The 18,577-nt window shown below is 73.1% G+C and carries 14 protein-coding genes; 3 read left to right on the forward strand and 11 right to left on the reverse strand.

What is annotated here, in order from left to right; translation table 11 throughout:
* Positions 1 to 142: 142 nt before the first annotated feature.
* From ACZ5GP_RS27520 to ACZ5GP_RS27535, 4 genes are all read right to left on the reverse strand, one after another.
* The gene (locus ACZ5GP_RS27520) at positions 143 to 886 is read right to left on the reverse strand and encodes a hypothetical protein (protein WP_468753365.1); all 744 of its coding nucleotides are present in this window, start codon (positions 884 to 886) and stop codon (positions 143 to 145) included.
* A 121-nt stretch (positions 887 to 1,007) separates the two neighbouring features.
* The gene (locus ACZ5GP_RS27525; protein ID WP_468753366.1) at positions 1,008 to 1,859 is read right to left on the reverse strand and encodes an alpha/beta fold hydrolase; all 852 of its coding nucleotides are present in this window, start codon (positions 1,857 to 1,859) and stop codon (positions 1,008 to 1,010) included.
* A 24-nt stretch (positions 1,860 to 1,883) separates the two neighbouring features.
* A complete protein-coding gene (locus tag ACZ5GP_RS27530; protein WP_468753367.1) occupies positions 1,884 to 2,282 on the reverse strand; it encodes a RidA family protein in 399 nt (132 codons plus the stop codon).
* A 118-nt stretch (positions 2,283 to 2,400) separates the two neighbouring features.
* Entirely contained in the window at positions 2,401 to 3,540 is a 1,140-nt protein-coding gene (locus tag ACZ5GP_RS27535) for an acyl-CoA dehydrogenase family protein (RefSeq protein WP_468753368.1), read from the reverse strand.
* 107 nt (positions 3,541 to 3,647) lie between these two features.
* Between ACZ5GP_RS27535 and ACZ5GP_RS27540 the strand changes: the two genes are divergently transcribed.
* Both ACZ5GP_RS27540 and ACZ5GP_RS27545 read left to right on the forward strand, forming a co-directional pair.
* A complete protein-coding gene (locus ACZ5GP_RS27540; RefSeq protein WP_468753369.1) occupies positions 3,648 to 5,318 on the forward strand; it encodes an AMP-binding protein in 1,671 nt (556 codons plus the stop codon).
* 4 nt (positions 5,319 to 5,322) lie between these two features.
* Positions 5,323 to 6,147: a PaaX family transcriptional regulator gene (locus ACZ5GP_RS27545; RefSeq protein WP_468753370.1), complete on the forward strand. Its 825-nt coding sequence runs from the start codon at positions 5,323 to 5,325 to the stop codon at positions 6,145 to 6,147.
* Between the two features lie 17 nt (positions 6,148 to 6,164).
* On the opposite strand, the gene ACZ5GP_RS27550 is transcribed toward ACZ5GP_RS27545, so the two are convergent.
* On the reverse strand, positions 6,165 to 8,456 hold the full coding sequence (locus tag ACZ5GP_RS27550) for a bifunctional salicylyl-CoA 5-hydroxylase/oxidoreductase (RefSeq protein WP_468753371.1): 2,292 nt from the start codon (positions 8,454 to 8,456) through the stop codon (positions 6,165 to 6,167).
* Complete coding sequence (locus ACZ5GP_RS27555) at positions 8,453 to 9,280, reverse strand: enoyl-CoA hydratase family protein (RefSeq protein WP_468753372.1); 828 nt, start codon at positions 9,278 to 9,280, stop codon at positions 8,453 to 8,455. Before ACZ5GP_RS27555 ends, ACZ5GP_RS27550 begins: the two co-directional genes overlap by 4 nt.
* A gap of 262 nt (positions 9,281 to 9,542) precedes the next feature.
* Between ACZ5GP_RS27555 and ACZ5GP_RS27560 the strand changes: the two genes are divergently transcribed.
* Complete coding sequence (locus ACZ5GP_RS27560; protein WP_468753373.1) at positions 9,543 to 9,962, forward strand: ATP-binding protein; 420 nt, start codon at positions 9,543 to 9,545, stop codon at positions 9,960 to 9,962.
* Between the two features lie 45 nt (positions 9,963 to 10,007).
* Here the strand turns inward: ACZ5GP_RS27560 and argF are convergent, their stop codons facing one another.
* From argF to ACZ5GP_RS27585, 5 genes are all read right to left on the reverse strand, one after another.
* A complete protein-coding gene (gene argF / locus ACZ5GP_RS27565; protein ID WP_468753374.1) occupies positions 10,008 to 11,006 on the reverse strand; it encodes an ornithine carbamoyltransferase in 999 nt (332 codons plus the stop codon).
* A gap of 118 nt (positions 11,007 to 11,124) precedes the next feature.
* On the reverse strand, positions 11,125 to 12,357 hold the full coding sequence (locus ACZ5GP_RS27570; protein ID WP_468753375.1) for an arginine deiminase: 1,233 nt from the start codon (positions 12,355 to 12,357) through the stop codon (positions 11,125 to 11,127).
* A gap of 60 nt (positions 12,358 to 12,417) precedes the next feature.
* Positions 12,418 to 15,015 (reverse strand): polynucleotide kinase-phosphatase, encoded by a 2,598-nt coding sequence (locus ACZ5GP_RS27575; RefSeq protein ID WP_468753376.1) that lies wholly within the window; start codon positions 15,013 to 15,015, stop codon positions 12,418 to 12,420.
* On the reverse strand, positions 15,012 to 16,517 hold the full coding sequence (locus ACZ5GP_RS27580) for a 3' terminal RNA ribose 2'-O-methyltransferase Hen1 (RefSeq protein ID WP_468753377.1): 1,506 nt from the start codon (positions 16,515 to 16,517) through the stop codon (positions 15,012 to 15,014). Before ACZ5GP_RS27580 ends, ACZ5GP_RS27575 begins: the two co-directional genes overlap by 4 nt.
* A 300-nt stretch (positions 16,518 to 16,817) precedes the next feature.
* Complete coding sequence (locus tag ACZ5GP_RS27585) at positions 16,818 to 18,176, reverse strand: MFS transporter (RefSeq protein ID WP_468753378.1); 1,359 nt, start codon at positions 18,174 to 18,176, stop codon at positions 16,818 to 16,820.
* Positions 18,177 to 18,577 lie beyond the last annotated feature (401 nt).

An 18,577-nucleotide genomic window follows, 5' to 3' on the forward strand; every position in this document is an offset into this window, starting at 1 on the left:
GCTCACCTGGGGGGCGGGGAACGCGGGTCAGCGTTTGAGAGTGAAGGCGCACACGACGCGCCGAGGGGCGCCACAGCACCCGGCCGTGGCGCCCCCTCGTTCCTGCCCGGCGGCCCAGAGGCCGGTGGCCGTGTGGCTCGGATCAGCCGCCCGAGGCGGCGAGTTCCTTGAGGTCGACCGTCTCGCCCTTGCCCGGCGCCTTCGGGCTCACGGGCTCGTTGTAGTCGGTGAAGGTCGCCTCGTTGGGCTCGTCGCCGCCCTTCACGGTGGCGCGCAGGATGTAGGGCTTGCCCTCCGTGGCCACGTACATCGTGTGGGTCTCGCCGCCGGAGGCCTTCTTCGTCAGCGCGATGGCCTCCTTGCCGTCGATGGACGTGGTGTCGCCCTTCTTCATGCCCTTGCGGCTCGACTTGTCCTCGTCCATGGAGGCGATCAGGCCCTGCTTGTCGCACAGGCCGGACGTCGCGGCGTCGTCGGCGGGCGTCTTGACCCACTTGTCGACGACCTTGGCCAGCACCTTGTCCGAACCGGCCTGGTTCTTCAGCGCGTTCTTCCAGTACTGCTCGTTGCCGCGCACGTACAGCGCGGCGTTCGTGTGCCGCAGCTCGGCCTTGGCGCCCTCGGCGTCGACGGTCCCCTCGCAGTTCTTCTCCTGGTCCACCGCGAGGTCCACGCTCACCGACTTGCCGCCGGCCTGCCGCATGTCGCCCTTCAGGCGCATCGAGTCGGCCTTCTTGGTGGCCGCCACCGCCTTGGCCGCGATCTGGTCGGCACTGTCCTTGGCGAACGGCTTGTCGGAGCCGTCGTCGCTGTCCCCACACCCCGTCAGCAGAACGGCCGACAGTCCCACGATCCCGATGACACCCGTAACCTTGCTCGCACGCACGTGCTCACCCCTCCTCATCACCGGGCCCCGGTGGCCGCGGCTGACTCCGCCTACCCGCGAATTGCGCCGTGACGCGGGGAACTTGACGGGCCGTAGGGAATCCAGAGGGCGAGGTGCCGGGTCAGGCGGCCCGGGTGTCGGTCTCCCCCACGAAGTCGCGGATCGCCCGGGCGAGTCCGTCGGGGCGGTCCAGCGGGATCAGGGTGCGGCAGTCGTCCAGTTCGACCAGTCGGCCCTGCGGCAGCAGGTCGGCGAGCCTGCGGCCGTGTTCGAGCGGCATCATGCGGTCCTGCCTGCCCCACACCACGAGCGCGGGACGGTCGTAGGAGCGCAGGGCCCGGGCCGCCTCGCTCATCTCCGAGGGGCGCACCGCCCGCAGGTAGCGGACCAGGACCCGCCGGGCGGCCGGGTCCTTGCGCAGCGGCTCGATCCAGCGGTCGATGAGGTCGTGCGTCACGGGCTTGTGCGCCATGACGGCGTAACCCGTGCCCGGCAGGCGGCGGGTCGGGCGGAACGCCAGGCCGTGCACCATCGCCGCGATGCCGCCGGGGATCCTGGCGGCCGTCGCCATCATCTTGCCGCCCGCGCGCGGCGGGTAGTTGTCGAACGCCTCGCAGCCGGCGATCACCATCCGGCCGACCCGCTCGGGGCGTTCGGCGGCCAACTGCTGGAGGCGCCCGCCGTCGTTCTCCACGAACACGGCGTCGTCGCCGAGCTTCAGGGCGTCCGCGAACTCGCCGATGAGCAGGGCCATCGTGCGCGGGGTCAGTTCGACACCGGCCCGCAGCGGCAGGCGGTGGCTGCCGTACGGCAGGGTCGGCACCACGCAGCGGAACCGGGTGCCGAGCTCGTCGACGACGTGGCGCCAGACCGAGCCGTCCTGGGCGGGGCCGTGCAGCAGGACGAGAGGCACGCCGTCGCCGCCGGTGTCGTCGTACGCCAGGGGCCCCGCGCTGGTCTCGATCTGCGGCATCCGACGCTCCCGCCTTCGGGCCGCTCAGTCGAGAACGGCCACCCCGTCAAGCTCCACCAAGGCTTGATCGTCCCACAGCCGGACCGCGCCGACCACCGCCATCGCGGGGTAGTCGCGCCCCGCCAACCGCCGCCACAGGCGCCCCAGTTCGGCGACGTGTGCGCGGTAGTCGGCGACGTCCGTGGCGTAGACGGTGACGCGGGCGAGGTCGGCGGGGGTGCCGCCGGCGTGGCGCAGGGCGGTGAGGAGGTTGGTGAGGGCCACCTCGAACTGCTCGGGCAGGGTGGTTCCGACGACCTTGCCCGCCCCGTCCAGCGCGGTCTGCCCGGCGAGGAAGACGAGCCGGGAGCCGGTCGCGGCGACGGCGTGCGAGAAGCCGGTGGGCGGGGAGAGTTCGGCCGGGTTGACGCGGCGCAGGGTCATGGGGCGGGCCTCCTGGTTCGCTGGGTCGGTGACCGGGGCGTGCGGCACGACGGCGTCCCGACGGGGGCGGGGTGGGAACCGCGTGGCCGGCCGCGGCTCGGTCCGGCCGCCCGCGGGCTCATCCGTACAGCTCCTTGGCGATGATCCCGCGCTGGACCTCGCTCGCCCCCTCGTAGACACGCGGCGCCCGCACCTCCCGGTAGAGGTGTTCGAGCAGGTGGCCGCGGTGCAGGGCACGGGCGCCGTGCAGTTGGACGGCGGCGTCGACCACGTACTGCGCGCTCTCCGTGGCGAGCAGCTTCGCCATCGCCGCGCGCCGGGCGATGCCGGGGCCGTGCGGCCCTTCCCTGTCGTACGCCGCCGCTGCCGCGTACACCATCAGGCGTGCCGCCTCCGTGCGCGTGGCCATCTCGGCGATCTGGTGGGCGACGGACTGGAGGTCCTTCAGTTTGCCGCCGAACGCGTCCCGTGCGGCGGTGTGCGCGAGGCTCGCGTCCAGTGCCGCCGCCGCCATGCCGACGGCGAACGCGCCGACGCTCGGCCGGAACCTGTTCAGGGTGGTCATCGCGACGCGGAAGCCGCGGTCGACCTCGCCCAGGACGTCCTTGCGGCCCACCTGGACGCCGTCGAAGGCGAGCGTGCCGATGGGGTGCGGGGAGAGCATGTCGAGGGGGGCGCCGGTCAGGCCCGTACGGTCGGCGGGGACCAGGAAGGCGGTGACGCCCCGGGAGCCCGCGCCCGGGGAGGTCCGGGCGAAGACGGTGTAGAAGTCGGCCTCGGGGGCGTTGGAGATCCAGCACTTCTCGCCGGTGAGGCGCCAGCCCGCGGGGCCGTCCGGGACCGCCGCGAGGGACAGGGCCGCCGCGTCCGAGCCCGCGCCCGGCTCGGAGAGCGCGAAGGCGGCGACGGCGCGCCCGGCGCGGACGGGCGGCAGCCAGCGTTCCCGCTGCGCGGGCGTGCCGTGCGCGTGCACGGGGTGGGCGCCGAGGCCCTGGAGCGCCAGGGCGGTCTCCGCCTCCGTGCAGGCGTAGGCGAGCGATTCACGCATCAGGCAGAGGTCGAGGGCGCCGGCCCCTGATCCGGTGCCGTCCTCGAACAGCCGTGCCAGCAGGCCCAGTTCGCCGAGCTCCTCGACCAGGGGCCGGTTCACGTGGCCCGGCTGCCCCTTCTCCGCGAGGGGCCGCAAACGCTCGGCGGCGAGGGCGCGCAGCTCCGCACACCAGGCGGTTTGTTCAGGATTGAGCGAGAATGCCGTCACCCCGGCCCTCCTTTATCGCGCACCGTTGACTGTCGTCACCATCACGATACGCTCGTGGGGCGAGCCCACCACAGCGCCCGACCCGCAGGCAAGGGGGCAGAGCCGCCATGGATCCCACCGGCATACCGGGGCTGACACCGTCCGGCCACACCGACACCTTCGCCCGCGACCATCTCCCGCCCCGTGAGCAGTGGCCCGCCCTCGTCCACGACCTCCCCGAGCTGCGCTACCCGGACCGGCTCAACTGCGGTGCGGAGCTCCTGGACCGGACGGTGGAGCGGCTCGGCGCCGCCCGGCCCGCGTTCCACTCCGCGTCCGGCGGGACCTGGACGTACGGCGACCTGCTCGGCCACGTCGACGGGATCGCCCGGGTGCTGAGCGCCGAGCTGGGTGTGCGGCCCGGGGAGCGGGTGCTGCTGCGCGGGCCCACCACGCCCTGGCTGGCGGCCTGTTGGCTGGCGGTGATGAAGGCGGGCGCGGTCGCCGTCACGGTGCTCGCCCAGCAGCGGGCGCCGGAGCTGGCCGTCATGTGCGAGATCGCCCGGGTGCGGCACGCATTGTGCGACATCCGGTCGGTCGACGACCTGATGAAGGCCGGGGTGCCGGGCCTGGGCGTCACCACGTACGGCGGTGCGGGCCCCGACGACCTGCTGGCGCGCGCGGCCCGGCGGCCCGGACCCTACGAGGCCGTGGACACGGCCGCCGACGACGTCGCGCTCATCGCGTTCACGTCCGGCACGACCGGCCGCCCCAAGGGGTGCATGCACTTCCACCGCGATGTGCTCGCCACAGCCGACACGTTCGCGCGGCACATCCTCAGGCCCGTCCCCGACGACGTCTTCGCGGGCAGCCCGCCGCTCGGCTTCACCTTCGGCCTCGGCGGGCTCGTCGTCTTCCCGCTGCGTTTCGGCGCCTCCTCGGTCCTGCTCGAACAGGCCGCGCCGAGACAGCTCCTGCCCGCCATCGGGCGCCACGGGATCACGGTGGTGTTCACCGCGCCGACCGCCTACCGCACGATGCTGGAGAAGCTCGACGAGTACGACATCTCCTCGCTGCGCCGCTGCGTCTCGGCCGGGGAGAACCTTCCGGCGGCCACCTGGCGGGCCTGGCACGAGCGCACCGGGCACCGCATCATCAACGGCATCGGCGCGACGGAACTGCTGCACATCTTCATCTCCGCCGCCGACGACGCGATCAGACCGGGCACGACGGGGCGCCCCGTTCCCGGCTGGCACGCGCGTGTGGTGGACGATTCCGGGGCGCCGGTGCCCGACGGCGAGCCGGGCCTGCTCGCGGTGCGCGGCCCGGTCGGCTGCCGCTACCTCGCCGACGAACGCCAGCTCCAGTACGTGCGCCACGGCTGGAACGTCACCGGGGACACCTACATCCGGGACGCCGACGGCTACTTCCGCTACGTCGCCCGCGCCGACGACATGATCATCTCGGCCGGCTACAACATCGCGGGCCCCGAGGTGGAGGAGGCGCTGCTGCGCCACCCGGACGTCGTGGAGACGGCGGTGGTGGGGCGTCCGGACGAGCTGCGCGGGCAGGTGGTGGTGGCGTACGTGGTGCCGCGCGAGGGCGCGCCACGGGACGCGGAGCAGCTGCGGGAGTTCGTGCGGACGGAGCTGGTCCCCTACAAGTGTCCGCGCGAGATCGTCTTCCTGGACGCCCTGCCGAGGACGGCGACGGGCAAGCTGCAGCGGTTCCGGCTGCGGGCGGCGCCCCCGGCCCGGCCGACGGCGGAGTCCTCGGCCGCTCCGGGGCCCGTAGAGTGATCACGTGTCCGAGCAGCACACTCCACGGTCCCTGATCGTCACCTTCTACGGCGCCTACGGCCGGGCGGCGCCCGGCCCGGTCCCGGTGGCCGAGCTGGTGCGCCTCCTCGCGCCGCTCGGCGTCGACGCGCCCTCGGTGCGCTCGTCGGTGTCGCGGCTCAAGCGGCGCGGCCTGCTGGTTCCGGCGCGCACGCAGGCGGGCGCCGCGGGCTACGCGCTCTCCCCCGAGGCCCGTCAGCTCCTGGACGACGGTGACCGCCGCATCTACGGCGGGGCGGCCGACGCGCGGGAGGGCGGCTGGGTCCTCGCGGTCTTCTCCGTGCCCGAGGCCGAGCGGCACAAGCGGCACGTGCTGCGCTCCCGGCTCGCGGGCCTCGGCTTCGGCACGGCGGCGCCGGGCGTCTGGATCGCCCCGGCGCATCTGCGCGAGGAGACCCGGCACACCCTTGAGCGCCTCCAACTCGCCCCGTACGTCGACCTGTTCCGGGGCGAGCACCTGGGCTTCGCCGCGACGGCGGAAGCGGTGGCGCGCTGGTGGGACCTCGCGGCCCTGGCCAAGCAGCACGAGGCGTTCCTGGACCGCCATGAGCCGGTGCTGCGCTCCTGGCAGGCCCGCGGCGACGCTCCCCCGGCGCCCGAGGAGGCCTACCGCGACTACCTCCTCGCGCTCGACTCCTGGCGTCGACTGCCGTACGCCGACCCGGGCCTGCCCCCGGCGCTGCTGCCCCGCGACTGGCCGGGTGTCCGGTCGGCGGAGGTGTTCACGGCGCTGGACGCGCTGCTGCGGGGGCCGGGGACGCGGTTCGTGTCACCGCCCGACGCGGACTGACGCCGGTTGACGCTCCCTCAACCGCTGAGCGACAGGCGGGGTTTCGGGGCGTCGGTGCGGCCCGTCTGCGGTCTGCGGCTGCCCGCGCGGTACGGCAGGGGCCAGGTCACCCCGGGCCCCTCGTACCCCTGCTCGGCCGCCGCGTGCAGGGTCCAGTGGGGGTCGTAGAGGTGGGGGCGGGCGAGGGCGCAGAGGTCGGCGCGGCCCGCCAAGAGCAGGGAGTTGACGTCGTCCCAGGAGGAGATGGCGCCCACGGTGATCACCGGGACGCCGGTCTCGTTGCGGATGCGGTCGGCGTAGGGCGTCTGGTAGGAGCGGCCGTAGTCGGGGCGTTCGTCGGCGACGACCTGGCCCGTCGAGACGTCGATCGCGTCGGCGCCGTGCGCCGCGAAGGCGCGGGCGATCTCCACGGCGTCCTCGGCGGTGGTGCCGCCCTCGGCCCAGTCGGTGGCCGAGACGCGGACCGTCATGGGTTTGCCGGCCGGCCACACCTCGCGCACGGCGTCGAAGACTTCGAGGGGGAAGCGCAGCCGTCCGGACAGGGAGCCGCCGTAGGCGTCCGTGCGCCGGTTGGTGAGGGGCGAGAGGAATCCGGAGAGCAAGTAGCCGTGGGCGCAGTGCAGTTCGAGGAGGTCGAAGCCCGCTTCCTCGGCGCGCGTGGCCGCCGCGACGAACTGTTCGCGGATGCGCGTCAGACCGGCCCGGGACAGTTCGCGCGGCGTCTGACCGCCGGGCTTGTACGGCAGCGGGGAAGCGGCGTCCAGCGGCCAGTTGCCGTCGGGCAGCGGCTCGTCGATGCCTTCCCACATGCGTCTCGTGGAGCCTTTGCGGCCCGAGTGGCCGAGCTGGACGCCGATCGCCGTGCCGGGCGCCTCGGCGTGCGCGAAGTCGGTCACGCGGCGCCAGGCCCGGGTCTGTTCGGCGGTGTAGAGCCCGGCGCAGCCCGGTGTGATGCGGCCGCGCTCGCTGACGCAGACCATCTCGGTCATGACCAGGCCCGCGCCCCCCAGGGCCCGGGCGCCCAGGTGGACGAGGTGGAAGTCGCCGGGGACGCCGTCCACGGCGCAGTACATGTCCATCGGGGAGACCATGACGCGGTTGCGCAGGGTGAGGTCGCGCAGGGTGAAGGGCGTGAACATCGGGGGTGTGCCGTCGGGGCAGCCGAACTCGCGCTCCACGGCGCGGGTGAAGCCGGCGTCGCGCAGCCAGAGGTTGTCGTGGGTGACGCGGCGGCTGCGGGTCAGGAGGTTGAACGCGAACTGGCGTGGGGGCTGGCCTAGATGGTCGGGCAGGCGCTCGAACCACTCCAGGCTGGCGCGGGCGGCCCGCTGCGTGGAGGCGACAATGGGGCGGCGCTCGCTCTCGTACGCCTGGAGGGCGCTCGGGATGTCGGGCTGTTCCCGCAGGCAGGCGGCGAGGGCCAGGGCGTCCTCGACGGCGAGCTTGGTGCCGGAGCCGATGGAGAAGTGGGCGGTGTGCGCCGCGTCGCCCAGCAGCACCGTGTTCCCGTGCGACCAGCGGGAGTTGACGACCGTACGGAAGTTGGTCCAGGAGGAGTTGTTGCCGCGCAGGGGACGGCCGCCGAGTGCCGCCGTGAAGATCTTGGCGCAGCGCTCGGTGGACTCGCGCTCGTCGAGCCGGTCGAAGCCCGCCGCCGCCCAGACCTCCTCGCGCATCTCGACGATGACGGTGGAGGCGCCGGTGCCGGCCGCGGAGTAGGGGTAGCCGTGCAGCTGCATGACGCCGTGCTCGGTCTCGGCGATCTCGAAGCGGAAGGCGTCGAAGGCGAAGTCGGCGGCCAGCCAGATGTAGCGGCAGCGGTGGGTGGTCACGCTCGGGCCGAAGGCTTCGGCGTGCGTCTCGCGTGTGCGGCTGTGGACGCCGTCGGCCGCGACGACCAGGTCGTACGCGGCCGCGAGGGTGGCCGCGGGCGGGGCCTCGGCGCGGAAGCGGAGTTCGACGCCGAGCGCGCGGCAGCGGGCGTGCAGGACGGCGAGGAGGCGGCGCCGTCCGAGCGCGGCGAAGCCGTGGCCGCCGGAGGTGTGGCGCCGGTCGCGGTGCACGATGTCGATGTCGTCCCAGCGCACGAACTCCGCCTGGAGGGCGGCGTAGATCTCCGGGTCGGCGTGTTCGATGCCGCCGAGGGTCTCGTCGGAGAGGACGACGCCGAAGCCGAAGGTGTCTTCGGGGGCGTTGCGCTCCCAGACGGTGACCTCGCGGGCCGGGTCGAGGCGTTTGAGCAGCGCCGCGGCGTACAGGCCGCCCGGTCCGCCGCCGATGACGGCCACGCGGTGGGCACCCGCGTTCATCGGCCCCGCCACTTCGGCGGGCGCTTCTCGGTGAACGAGGCGTGGAACTCCGCGTAGTCCTCGCCGTTCATGAGCAGCGCCTGGGTCGCCGCGTCCAGCTCCACGGAGGCGGCGAGCGGCATGTCCAGTTCGCTGGTGAGCAGCGCCTTGGTCTGGGCGTACGCGAGGGCCGGGCCGTCCGCGAGGCGGCGTGCCAGGGCCGCCGCGGCCTCTGCCGCCTTGCCCTCGTCCGTCAACTCGCTGATCAGGCCGATCCGTTCGGCCTCGGGGGCGCGCACCGCGTCGCCGAGCATCAGCAGCCGGGTGGCGTGGCCGAGGCCGACGACGCGGGGCAGGAGGTAGGCGGCGCCCATGTCGCCGCCGGAGAGGCCGACGCGGGTGAAGAGGAAGGAGAAGCGGGCGCTGGGGTCCGCGACGCGGAAGTCCGCGGCGAGGGCGAGCACCGCGCCGGCGCCCGCGGCGACCCCGTGCACGGCGGCGATCACCGGGAAGGGGCACTCCCGGACGGCCCGGACGACCTGGCCGGTCATGCGGTTGAAGTCGAGGAGCTGGGCGGTGTCCATGGCGAGCGTCGCGCCGATGATCTCGTCGACGTCGCCGCCCGAGCAGAAGCCGCGCCCCTCGCCGCCCAGCACGAGGGCGCGCACGGACTTGTCGCGGGACAGCTCGGCGAGGAGGTCGCGCAGGTCGGCGTAGGCGCCGAAGGTGAGCGCGTTGAGCTTGTCGGGGCGGGCGAGGGTGACGGTGGCGACCCCGTCGTCGACGGCGAGGCGCAGGTGCCGCCAGTCGGGGGTGCGGGTCGCGGAGCCGGTGAAGGGACTCATGAGGTGCGGCCTCCTCGGTCTGGGGGCTGGAGTTCGCCGGCCGCGGCGCGCTGCCCGGTACGGGCACGCGGTGCGGCTCCCGTCGAAGTTATCACCGATCCGTGACCGTCGTCACGAGTGCGCGATACAGGAGGTGGGCGGCTACCGAGGGAGCAGGGCCGGACGTCCCGCGCCCTGCCCGACCGTGGTCTCTGTCGACATAGCGCTTAGGATTCGTACGGTTGAAAGCAGGACCGCCGCCTGCTGCCTGAACGGACCCCCCTTGCCTCAGCCTCCCGCCCCCGCCTCCTGGCGCATCACGCTGCCGCACAGCGCGGCAGCCGTGCCGGTCGCCCGCGCCCTGGTCCGCACCGCCCTCACCGACATCGAGGCGTCGCCCGACACGGACACCGCGGAGCTGCTCACCGCGGAGCTGGTCGCCAACGCCGTCGAGCACACCGTGGGGCAGGCCCCCATAGAGTTGGTGATCGAGCTGCTGCCCACCGGCTGCCAGGTCGAGGTGCACGACTCCAGCCCGCTGCCGCCCGGGAACCTCAGCGCCTCCGAGCCGCCCGGGCCACCCGACCCCTGGCAGGAGCACGGGCGCGGCCTGCTCCTGATCCGCACCCTCAGCTCCTCGTGCGGACACCGCCCCACCGCCTCCGGCAAGGCGGTCTGGTTCACGCTCCCGACGCGGCCCTAGCCAAGGTCTCGCCCCGGGCGACGCACCGCCCGGGGAGCCGGCAGGTCAGGCGAGGGTCGCGACCAGGACCGCCTTGATGGTGTGCAGGCGGTTCTCGGCCTCGTCGAAGACGACGGAGTGCGCCGACTCGAAGACCTCGTCGGTGACCTCCAGGGAGGTCAGGCCGTGGCTCTCGTGGATCTCGCGGGCGACCTGGGTGCCGAGGTCGTGGAAGGCCGGCAGGCAGTGCAGGAACTTCACGTCCGCGTTGCCGGTGGCGCGCAGCACGTCCATCGTCACCGCGTACGGCGCGAGGGCGGTGATGCGCTCGTCCCAGACCTCCTTGGGTTCGCCCATGGAGACCCATACGTCGGTGGCCACGAAGTCGGCGCCCCGGACGCCCTCCTCGACCGCCTCGGTGAGCGTGATCCGGGCACCGCTCCCGGCGGCGAGCGCGCGGGCGCGGGCGATGACCTCCTCGGCCGGCCAGTAGGCCTTGGGCGCCACGATGCGGACGTCCATGCCGAGCAGGGCGCCGGTGACGAGGTAGGAGTTGCCCATGTTGAGACGGGCGTCGCCGAGGTAGGCGAAGGCGACGTCGGTGAGGGGCTTGGCCGTGTGCTCCGTCATCGTGAGGACGTCGGCGAGCATCTGGGTGGGGTGCCACTCGTCGGTCAGGCCGTTGTAGACGGGCACGCCGGCGTGCGCGGCGAGGGTCTCCACGGTCTCCTGGGCGTCCCCGCGGAACTCGATGGCGTCGAACATGCGGCCGAGCACGCGGGCGGTGTCCTTGATGGACTCCTTCTTGCCGATGTGCGAGCCGGACGGGTCGATGTACGTCGTCGAGGCGCCCTGGTCGGCGGCGGCGACCTCGAAGGAGCAGCGCGTCCTCGTGGAGTTCTTCTCGAAGATAAGGGCGATGTTCTTGCCGGTCAGCCGCCGGATCTCGGTCCCGGCCCGCTTCGCCGCCTTCAGCTCCGCGGCCAGGTCGACCAGGCCGCGGAACTCCTCGGCGGTGAAGTCCGACTCCTTGACGAAGTGGCGGCCGGTGAGGTCTGTGGCCATGGCGATGCTCCTTGCGCGCGGGGACGGGAACCGGGAAGTTGAAACTATATACGATCCTTTACATTAGTATGCAGATCGGCGTGGACGGTGGCGTCGCGCCAGGCCGGGCGCCCGCGCGTCAGGTTCCCGGCACCGCGTCCCGCTGCACCGGACAGCTCATGCAGCGGGGACCGCCCCGGCCGCGACCCAGCTCGCTCCCGCGGATCTCGATCACCTCGATGCCCTGCTTGCGCAGGAACGTGTTGGTCGTCGCGTTCCTCTCGTACGCGATCACCACACCCGGCTCGACCGCGAGGACGTTGCAGCCGTCGTCCCACTGCTCCCGCTCCGCCGCGTGCACGTCCTGGGTGGCCGTGAGCACCCGGATCGCGTCCAGGCCGAGCGCGGCGGCGATCGCCCGGTGCATGTTCTCCGGGGGATGGTCGGTGACCTTCAACTCCTTCTCCCCCGCGCCCGGTTCGATGGTGTACGAGCGGAGCATGCCGAGCCCCGCGTACTGCGTGAAGGTGTCGCCGTCGACCATGGTCATGACCGTGTCGAGGTGCATGAACGCACGTCGCTTCGGCATGTCGAGCGCCACGATCGTCTGCGCCGAGCCCGCCGCGAACAGCTTGTGGGCGAGCATCTCGACGGCCTGCGGCGTGGTGCGCTCGCTCATGCCGATCAGCACCGCCCCCTTGCCGATGACCAGGACGTCACCGCCCTCGATGGTCGAGGGGTAGTCGGCCTGGCCCTGCGACCACACGTGGAAGTCCTCGGACCGGAACAGCGGGTGGTGGCGGTAGATCGCCTCGAAGTGCACGGTCTCGCGCTGCCGGGCGGGCCACCGCATGGCGTTGATGGAGACGCCGTCGTAGATCCACGCCGAGGTGTCGCGGGTGAAGAGATGGTTGGGCAGCGGGCCGAGCAGGAAGTCGTCCAGGTCCATGCAGTGGAAGCGCACGGAGGTCGGCTCGGCGTGCGCCTCCAGGAACTCCCGCTTGGTCATGCCGCCCACCAGCGCCTCGGCCAGCTCCGTCGACGGCATCGTCTCGAACGCGGCCCGCAGGTGGTCGGTGGCCAGCGGGCCGTACTCCTTCTCGTCGAAGACCCGGTCCAGGACGAGCAGGCGGGCCTCGGGCACGTCCAGGGTCTCGGTCAGCAGATCACCGAAGAGGTGGACCGTCACCCCCCGGTCGCGCAGCACGTCCGCGAACCCGTCGTGCTCCTGGCGGGCCCTGCGCACCCACAGGACGTCATCGAAGAGGAGGGCGTCCTTGTTGCTCGGAGTAAGCCGTTTGAGCTCCAGATCGGGGCGGTGCAGTATGACGCGGCGCAGCCGCCCGGCCTCGGAGTCGACATGGAATCCCATGGGGTCCATCTTTCCCCGGCCGGACGGCCCACGCGCGGACAACGCGCCACCTGGTGGTGGTCAGAGCCTCGGGTCGACCGGCTCCGACTCCAGGGCGAGGACCGCGAACACCGGCTCGTGGACGCGCCACAGCGGCTCGCCCTCCGCGAGCCGGTCCAGCGCCTCCAGGCCGAGCGCGTACTCCCGCACGGCCAGCGAGCGCTTGTGGCCGAGGGAGCGGTCCCGCAGCTTGGCCAGGTTCTCCGGGCGCGTGTACTCCGGGCCGTAGATGATCCGCAGGTACTCCCGGCCCCGGCACTTGATGCCGGGCTGCACCGGCCGCCCCTCGGCGTTCCTGACCAGGGCCCCGACGGGCTTGACGACCATGCCCTCGCCGCCGCGGCCGGTCATCTCCAGCCACCAGTCGATGCCCGCTCCGACGGACGACGCGTCGCCGGTGTCGACGTACAGGCGGCGAGTGGTCTGGAGCAGGCCGCTCCCGTCGTGCTCCACCATGCGGTCCACCAGCGCCAGTTGGGCGTCGTGCGGGAGCGCGGCGAGACTGCGGCCCTGGACGGCGAGGATCTGGAACGGCGCGAGGCGCACGCCGTCCAGGCCGTCGGTGGGCCAGCAGTAGCGGCGGTAGGCGTCCGTGAACGCGGCGGCGTCGGCGGCGCGTTCCCGCTGGCGGGCGAGCAGGTCGCCCGCGTCCACGCCACGCGCCGTCGCGGCCTGGAGGGCGGCCAGCGCGCCGGGGAAGACGGCCGCCGACGCGGCGCCGACGGCGGCGTACTGCGTGCGCAGCAGACCGGATGCCTTGAGGGACCACGGCATCAGCTCGGCGTCGAGCAGCAGCCAGTCCGTCTCCAGCTCCTCCCACAGGCCGGCGTCACCGGCGGCGGCGCGCAGCCGGGCGAGTATCTCCTCGGTGACGGACGCGTCGTTGAAGAAGGGGCGGCCGGTGCGGGTGTAGAGGGAGCCGGTCGGGCCGCCCTCGACGCCGAAGCGGTCCCGGGCCACGTCCGCGTCACGGCAGACCAGGGCCACGGCGCGCGAGCCCATGTGCTTCTCCTCGCACACCACCCGGGCGACCCCCTCCCGCGCGTACGAGGCGAAGGCCTCCGCCGGGTGCTCCAGGTGGCCGTCCCGCCGGGAGGTGGCGGTGGGCGCCATCGTCGGCGGCAGGTAGGGCAGCAGGCGCGGGTCGACGGCGAAGCGGCTCATGACCTCCAGGGCCGCCGCCGCGTTCTCCTCGCGGACGGCGACCCGGCCGGCGTGCCGGGTCTCCACGACGCGGCGGCCGTGTACGTCGTTCAGGTCGAGCGGGCGTCCGTCGTGGCCGCCCGGCGCCTCGGAGCGCAGCGGCTTGACGGGCTCGTACCAGACGCGCTCGGCGGGGACGTCGACGAGTTCGCGCTCCGGCCAGCGCAGCGCGGTCAGCTTGCCGCCGAAGACGGCGCCGGTGTCCAGGCAGATGGTGTTGTTCAACCAGGTCGCGGTGGGCACGGGTGTGTGGCCGTAGACCACGGCGGCCCGGCCGCGGTACTCCTCCGCCCACGGGTAGCGCACCGGCAGCCCGAACTCGTCGGTCTCACCGGTGGTGTCGCCGTACAGCGCGTGCGAGCGGACCCTGCCGGACGTGCGCCCGTGGTACTTCTCGGGGAGGCCGGCGTGGCAGACGACGAGGGCGCCGCCGTCCAGGACGTAGTGCGAGACGAGACCGTCCAGGAACTCCCGCACCCGGGTGCGGAACTCCTCGCTCTCCCGGCCCAGCTGGTCGACCGTCTCCGCGAGCCCGTGGGTGAGCTGGACGCCGCGGCCCCTGAGGTGGCGGCCGAGCTTGTTCTCGTGGTTGCCGGGCACGCACAGCGCGGTGCCCGCGGCCACCATCGCCATGACGCGGCGCAGCACGCCCGGGGTGTTGGGTCCGCGGTCGACCAGGTCGCCGACGAAGACGGCCGTACGCCCTTCGGGGTGCGCGCCGTCGACGTAGCCGAGCTTGCCCAGCAGCGTCTCCAGCTCGGCGGCGCAGCCGTGGACGTCCCCGATGATGTCGAAGGGGCCGGTGAGGTGGGAGAGGTCGTTGTAGCGCTTCTCGGTGACGATCGAGGCGCCCTCGACCTCCGCGACGCCCCGCAGGACGTGCACCTTGCGGAAGCCCTCGCGCTCCAAGTGCCGTAGTGAGCGGCGCAGTTCGCGCTGGTGGCGCTGGATGACGCGGCGGTGGACGCCGGCCCGGTCGGGGCGCCCGGCGTTGCGCGCGGCGCAGACCTCCTCGGGCACGTCGAGCACGATGGCGATGGGCAGCACGTCGTACTGCCTGGCCAGTTCGATCAGCTGCTTGCGGCTCTCGCTCTGCACGTTGGTGGCGTCGACGACGGTGCGCCGGCCGGCGGCCAGGCGCTTGCCCGCGATGTAGTGCAGCACGTCGAACGCGTCGCGGCTGGCGCTCTGGTCGTTCTCGTCGTCGGCGACGAGGCCGCGGCAGAAGTCGCTGGAGATCACCTCGGTCGCCTTGAAGTGCCGACGGGCGAAGGTGGACTTGCCGGAGCCGGTGGCGCCGACGAGCACGACGAGGGACAGGTCGGTGACGGGAAGCCGGCGGTGCGCCCCGGGCGTTACGGCCCCGGTATCGACGGTGTTGTCACGGCTGTCGGTGTTGCTGGTGCTGTCGGTCATGCCGCCCGCACCTCCTTCGTGTTCTTCTCCGCCTGCGTGAAGACCGCCATCTGGGTGGGCGGCCCCACGTCCGGGTCGTCGTCGCCCACCGGCACGAACTCCACCGCGTACGCGTGCCGCTCCGCGACCTGGCGGGCCCAGGTCCGGAACTCCTCGCGCGTCCACTCGAAGCGGTGGTCACCGTGGCGCCGGTGGCCGGCCGCGAGGGTCTCCCAGCGGACGTTGTACTCGACGTTCGGCGTCGTCACCAGGACCGTGCGGGGCCTGGCCGAGCCGAACACGGCGTATTCCAGGGCGGGCAGCCGCTCCACGTCGAGGTGCTCGATCACCTCGCTGAGCACCGCCGCGTCGTACCCCTTGAGCCGGCTGTCGGTGTACGCGAGCGAGCCCTGGAAGAGCTGGACGCGCTGGGCCTGCCGCTCGCCCGGGCGGTCCAGCTTCAGCCGCCGCGAGGCGAGGGTCAGCGCGCGCATCGACACGTCGACGCCGACGATCTCCGTGAACCGGGCGTCCTTGAGCAGCGCCTGCACCAACTGGCCCTGACCGCAGCCGAGGTCGAGCACGCGCCCGGCCCCGGCCGCAGTGAGCGCCGCGAGGATCGCCGCACGGCGGCGCACGGCCAGCGGCACCGGCCTGCCCTCCGACACGTCCGCGCCCTCTTCCGCCCCGGGGTCGGCGGACTCCTCCGCCACGGCGTTGTCGATCTCCTCGATGTCCGTGTCGTCGGCGTCGGCGAGCCGGACCAGTTCGAGCCGCTCCTGCGCCTGACGGGTCAGGGAGTGGCGGCGCGCGAGATAGCGGCTGGTGATGACCTGCTGCTCGGGGTGGTCGGCGAGCCAGCCCTCACCGGCCCGCAGCAGCTTGTCGACCTCGTCCGCCGAGACCCAGTAGTGCTTGGCGTCGTCCAGGACGGGCAGCAGCACGTACAGGTGCCGCAGCGCCTCGCCGAGGGTCAGCTTCCCGTCGGGCACGTCGAGCACGAGGCCGACGTAGCGCGAAGCACCCCACTCGGGGAACCGCTCGTCCAGCGGGACGGGTGTCGCCGTCACCGTCCAGCCCAGCGGCTCGAACAGCGCCCGCACCAGCTCCGCGCCGCCGCGCGCGGGCAGCGCGGGCACCTCGATCCGCAGCGGCAGCGGCTGCCCCACCCGCTCGGGCAGCGCCCTGCACACGCCGCGCATCGCGCTGGAGAACACCGCGCTCAGCGCGACGGCGAGCAGCGACGAGGCGGCGTAGGGCCGGTCGTTGACGTACTGCGCGAGTGCCGCGTCGGGCGCGCCGCCCCGCCCCTTGCCCTTGCCGCGCCGCACGAGCGCGACGGGATCGACCTCCAGGAGCAGTGCGGCCGTGCAGCGCTCCGCGCTCGCCTCGGGGTAGAGGACGTGCGCGGGACCGTAGGAGGTGGAGAACGTTTGGGCGCTGTCGGGATGCTTGTGCAGCAGGAACCCGAGGTCGGTCGCCGGGCGTTCGGGGGTACCGGTGGTGGTGATCGTCAGGAACACGGGTCGGCCTCGAAACGGGGTCTGAGCCGTGGGGGCCCGGACTCCGGCCCCCGCACGTCACGTCACAGCAGCACGTCACATGCGCGGGGCCACGCGCCGGTGGTCCCCACGGCAAGGGGAACGCGCGCCTCGGTGCTCGCGGCTCCGGGCCGTGCCCGGCCCCGGAAGCCGTGCGCACGCCGCGCCACGGTCGCCCGTCCTCGCGGCGCCCTCACCTGCGGCGCGCCCCCACAACGTACAGCGAACGGCATGGGCGCACCCCGGAATTTCCGCTCAGCCGTTCGTCCGCTCACCCGCTGTTCAGGCCTGCTTCTCCCGTCGGCCGCCGAGGGCGACGGCCAGTGCTCCGAGGGCGCAGACGACGCCTGCCGCGAGGTAGGCGAGGTGGTAGCCGGCGAGGCGGTCGTCGGCGGTCGCCGCGATCAGGACCAGGACCGCCACTCCGACGCTGGCGCCGATCTGCTGCGCCACGACGTTCACCGCTCCGGCGACCGCGTGCCGCTCCGGCTCGACGCCGGACAGTCCCGCGGAGGTCATCGAGGGGAAGTTCAGGCCCTGGCCGATGCCGCTGATCACCAGTCCGGGCAGCACGTGCAGCAGGTAGTCGCCCTCGTGCGGGGTGGTCATCCACAGCGCGGTCCCGCCGCCGATGAGGACCAGCCCGACGGCCATCAGCGTCCGCGGCGTGTACGTGGCCAGCAGGCGCCCGGTGGCGAAGTTGGCGGTGAGGAACACGGCCGCCGACATCGGCACCAGCGCGAGGCCGGATTCGAGCGGGGAGTAGTCCAGCATCCCCTGGAGGTACAGCGGGGCGAAGAACAGCATGCCGACCGAGCCCATGTACTGCAGGAACGCCGCCAGGCTCGCGGCCCGCACCGAGGCGATCCGGAAGAGGCCGAGGGGCAGCACCGGGTCGGCCGTGCGGTGCTCGCGTACGACGAACAGCGCCAGGAAGACCACCGCGACGCACAGCGAGACCCAGGCCACCGCGCCGCTGCTGCTCGCGCCGACGACGACCAGGGTCAGGCCGAGCGTGCCGGATATCGCGCCGGGCAGATCCAGGCGGCCGCCGCGTCCGACGCCGTCGGGCAGTCCGGCGCGCGTCGCGGCCAGTACGGCCAGTCCCACGGCGACCGAGAACCACAGCACCGAACGCCAGCCGAAGAACTGGGTCAGCACGCCGCCCAGCAGGACGCCGCCGCTGAAGCTCGCGGCGCCGACCGCCGCGTAGATGCTCAGGGCCCGGTTGCGTGCCGGACCGGCCGGGAACACCTCGGTCAGCAGGGCCAGCGCGGCCGGTCCCGACAGGGCCGCGCCGATGCCCTGGACGGCCCGCGCGCCGAGCAGCACCCCGGTGCCCGGTGCCAGGGCGCCGACCAGTGCGGCGAGCGTGAACAGGGCGACGCCGAGTTCGAACACCCGCCGCCTGCCGAAGACATCGGCCAGTCGGCCGCCCACCAGCAGGAAGCCGGCGAACGTGACGGCGTAGGCGGTCATGACCCACTGGAGCGTGGTGTCGTCCAGGTCGAAACGCTCGCCCACGGAGGGCAGCGCGGCGTTGAGGACTCCGAGGCCGCTCACGTCCAGCGCGAGCGCCCCGGCCAGCACGCCGAGTGCCAGGCCCGGGCGCTGCCCCGGCTTCACCTCGGTACTGGTCATGCGGGCCTCCCCGGCACGCGCGGTCGTGCGGCCACAAGACGGTGGGGGGAAGGTCTGGACGAGGTGCCGTCGGCGGCGGCCCTGAACGTCCGCCTTAAGGTGGCGAGTTCCATCCGTCCGGTGCCCACCACCAGGACGCGGGGGTCAGCCGGCGCCGGCTCGTGGTTCATGATTTTCATGGCGAGCAGCTTGCAGTGCTTGTTCGCCCGCTGTCCAGCCCGTACTTATTCACAAGCCACCGGAGTGGATTCCCGACCGGGCGTCGGAATTGACCCGTGTTGAACGAAGTTGCCCGCTGATTCCCCACGACGCCCGAACCGCCACACAATTTCGGCCCGGGAAGCGAGCGAACCAGTCACTTCGGGGGCCAGATCGCGCCAGTGCACCTTCCTGCCAACGGG

It is taken from the genome of Streptomyces sp. NPDC031466 (genome assembly GCF_055581265.1).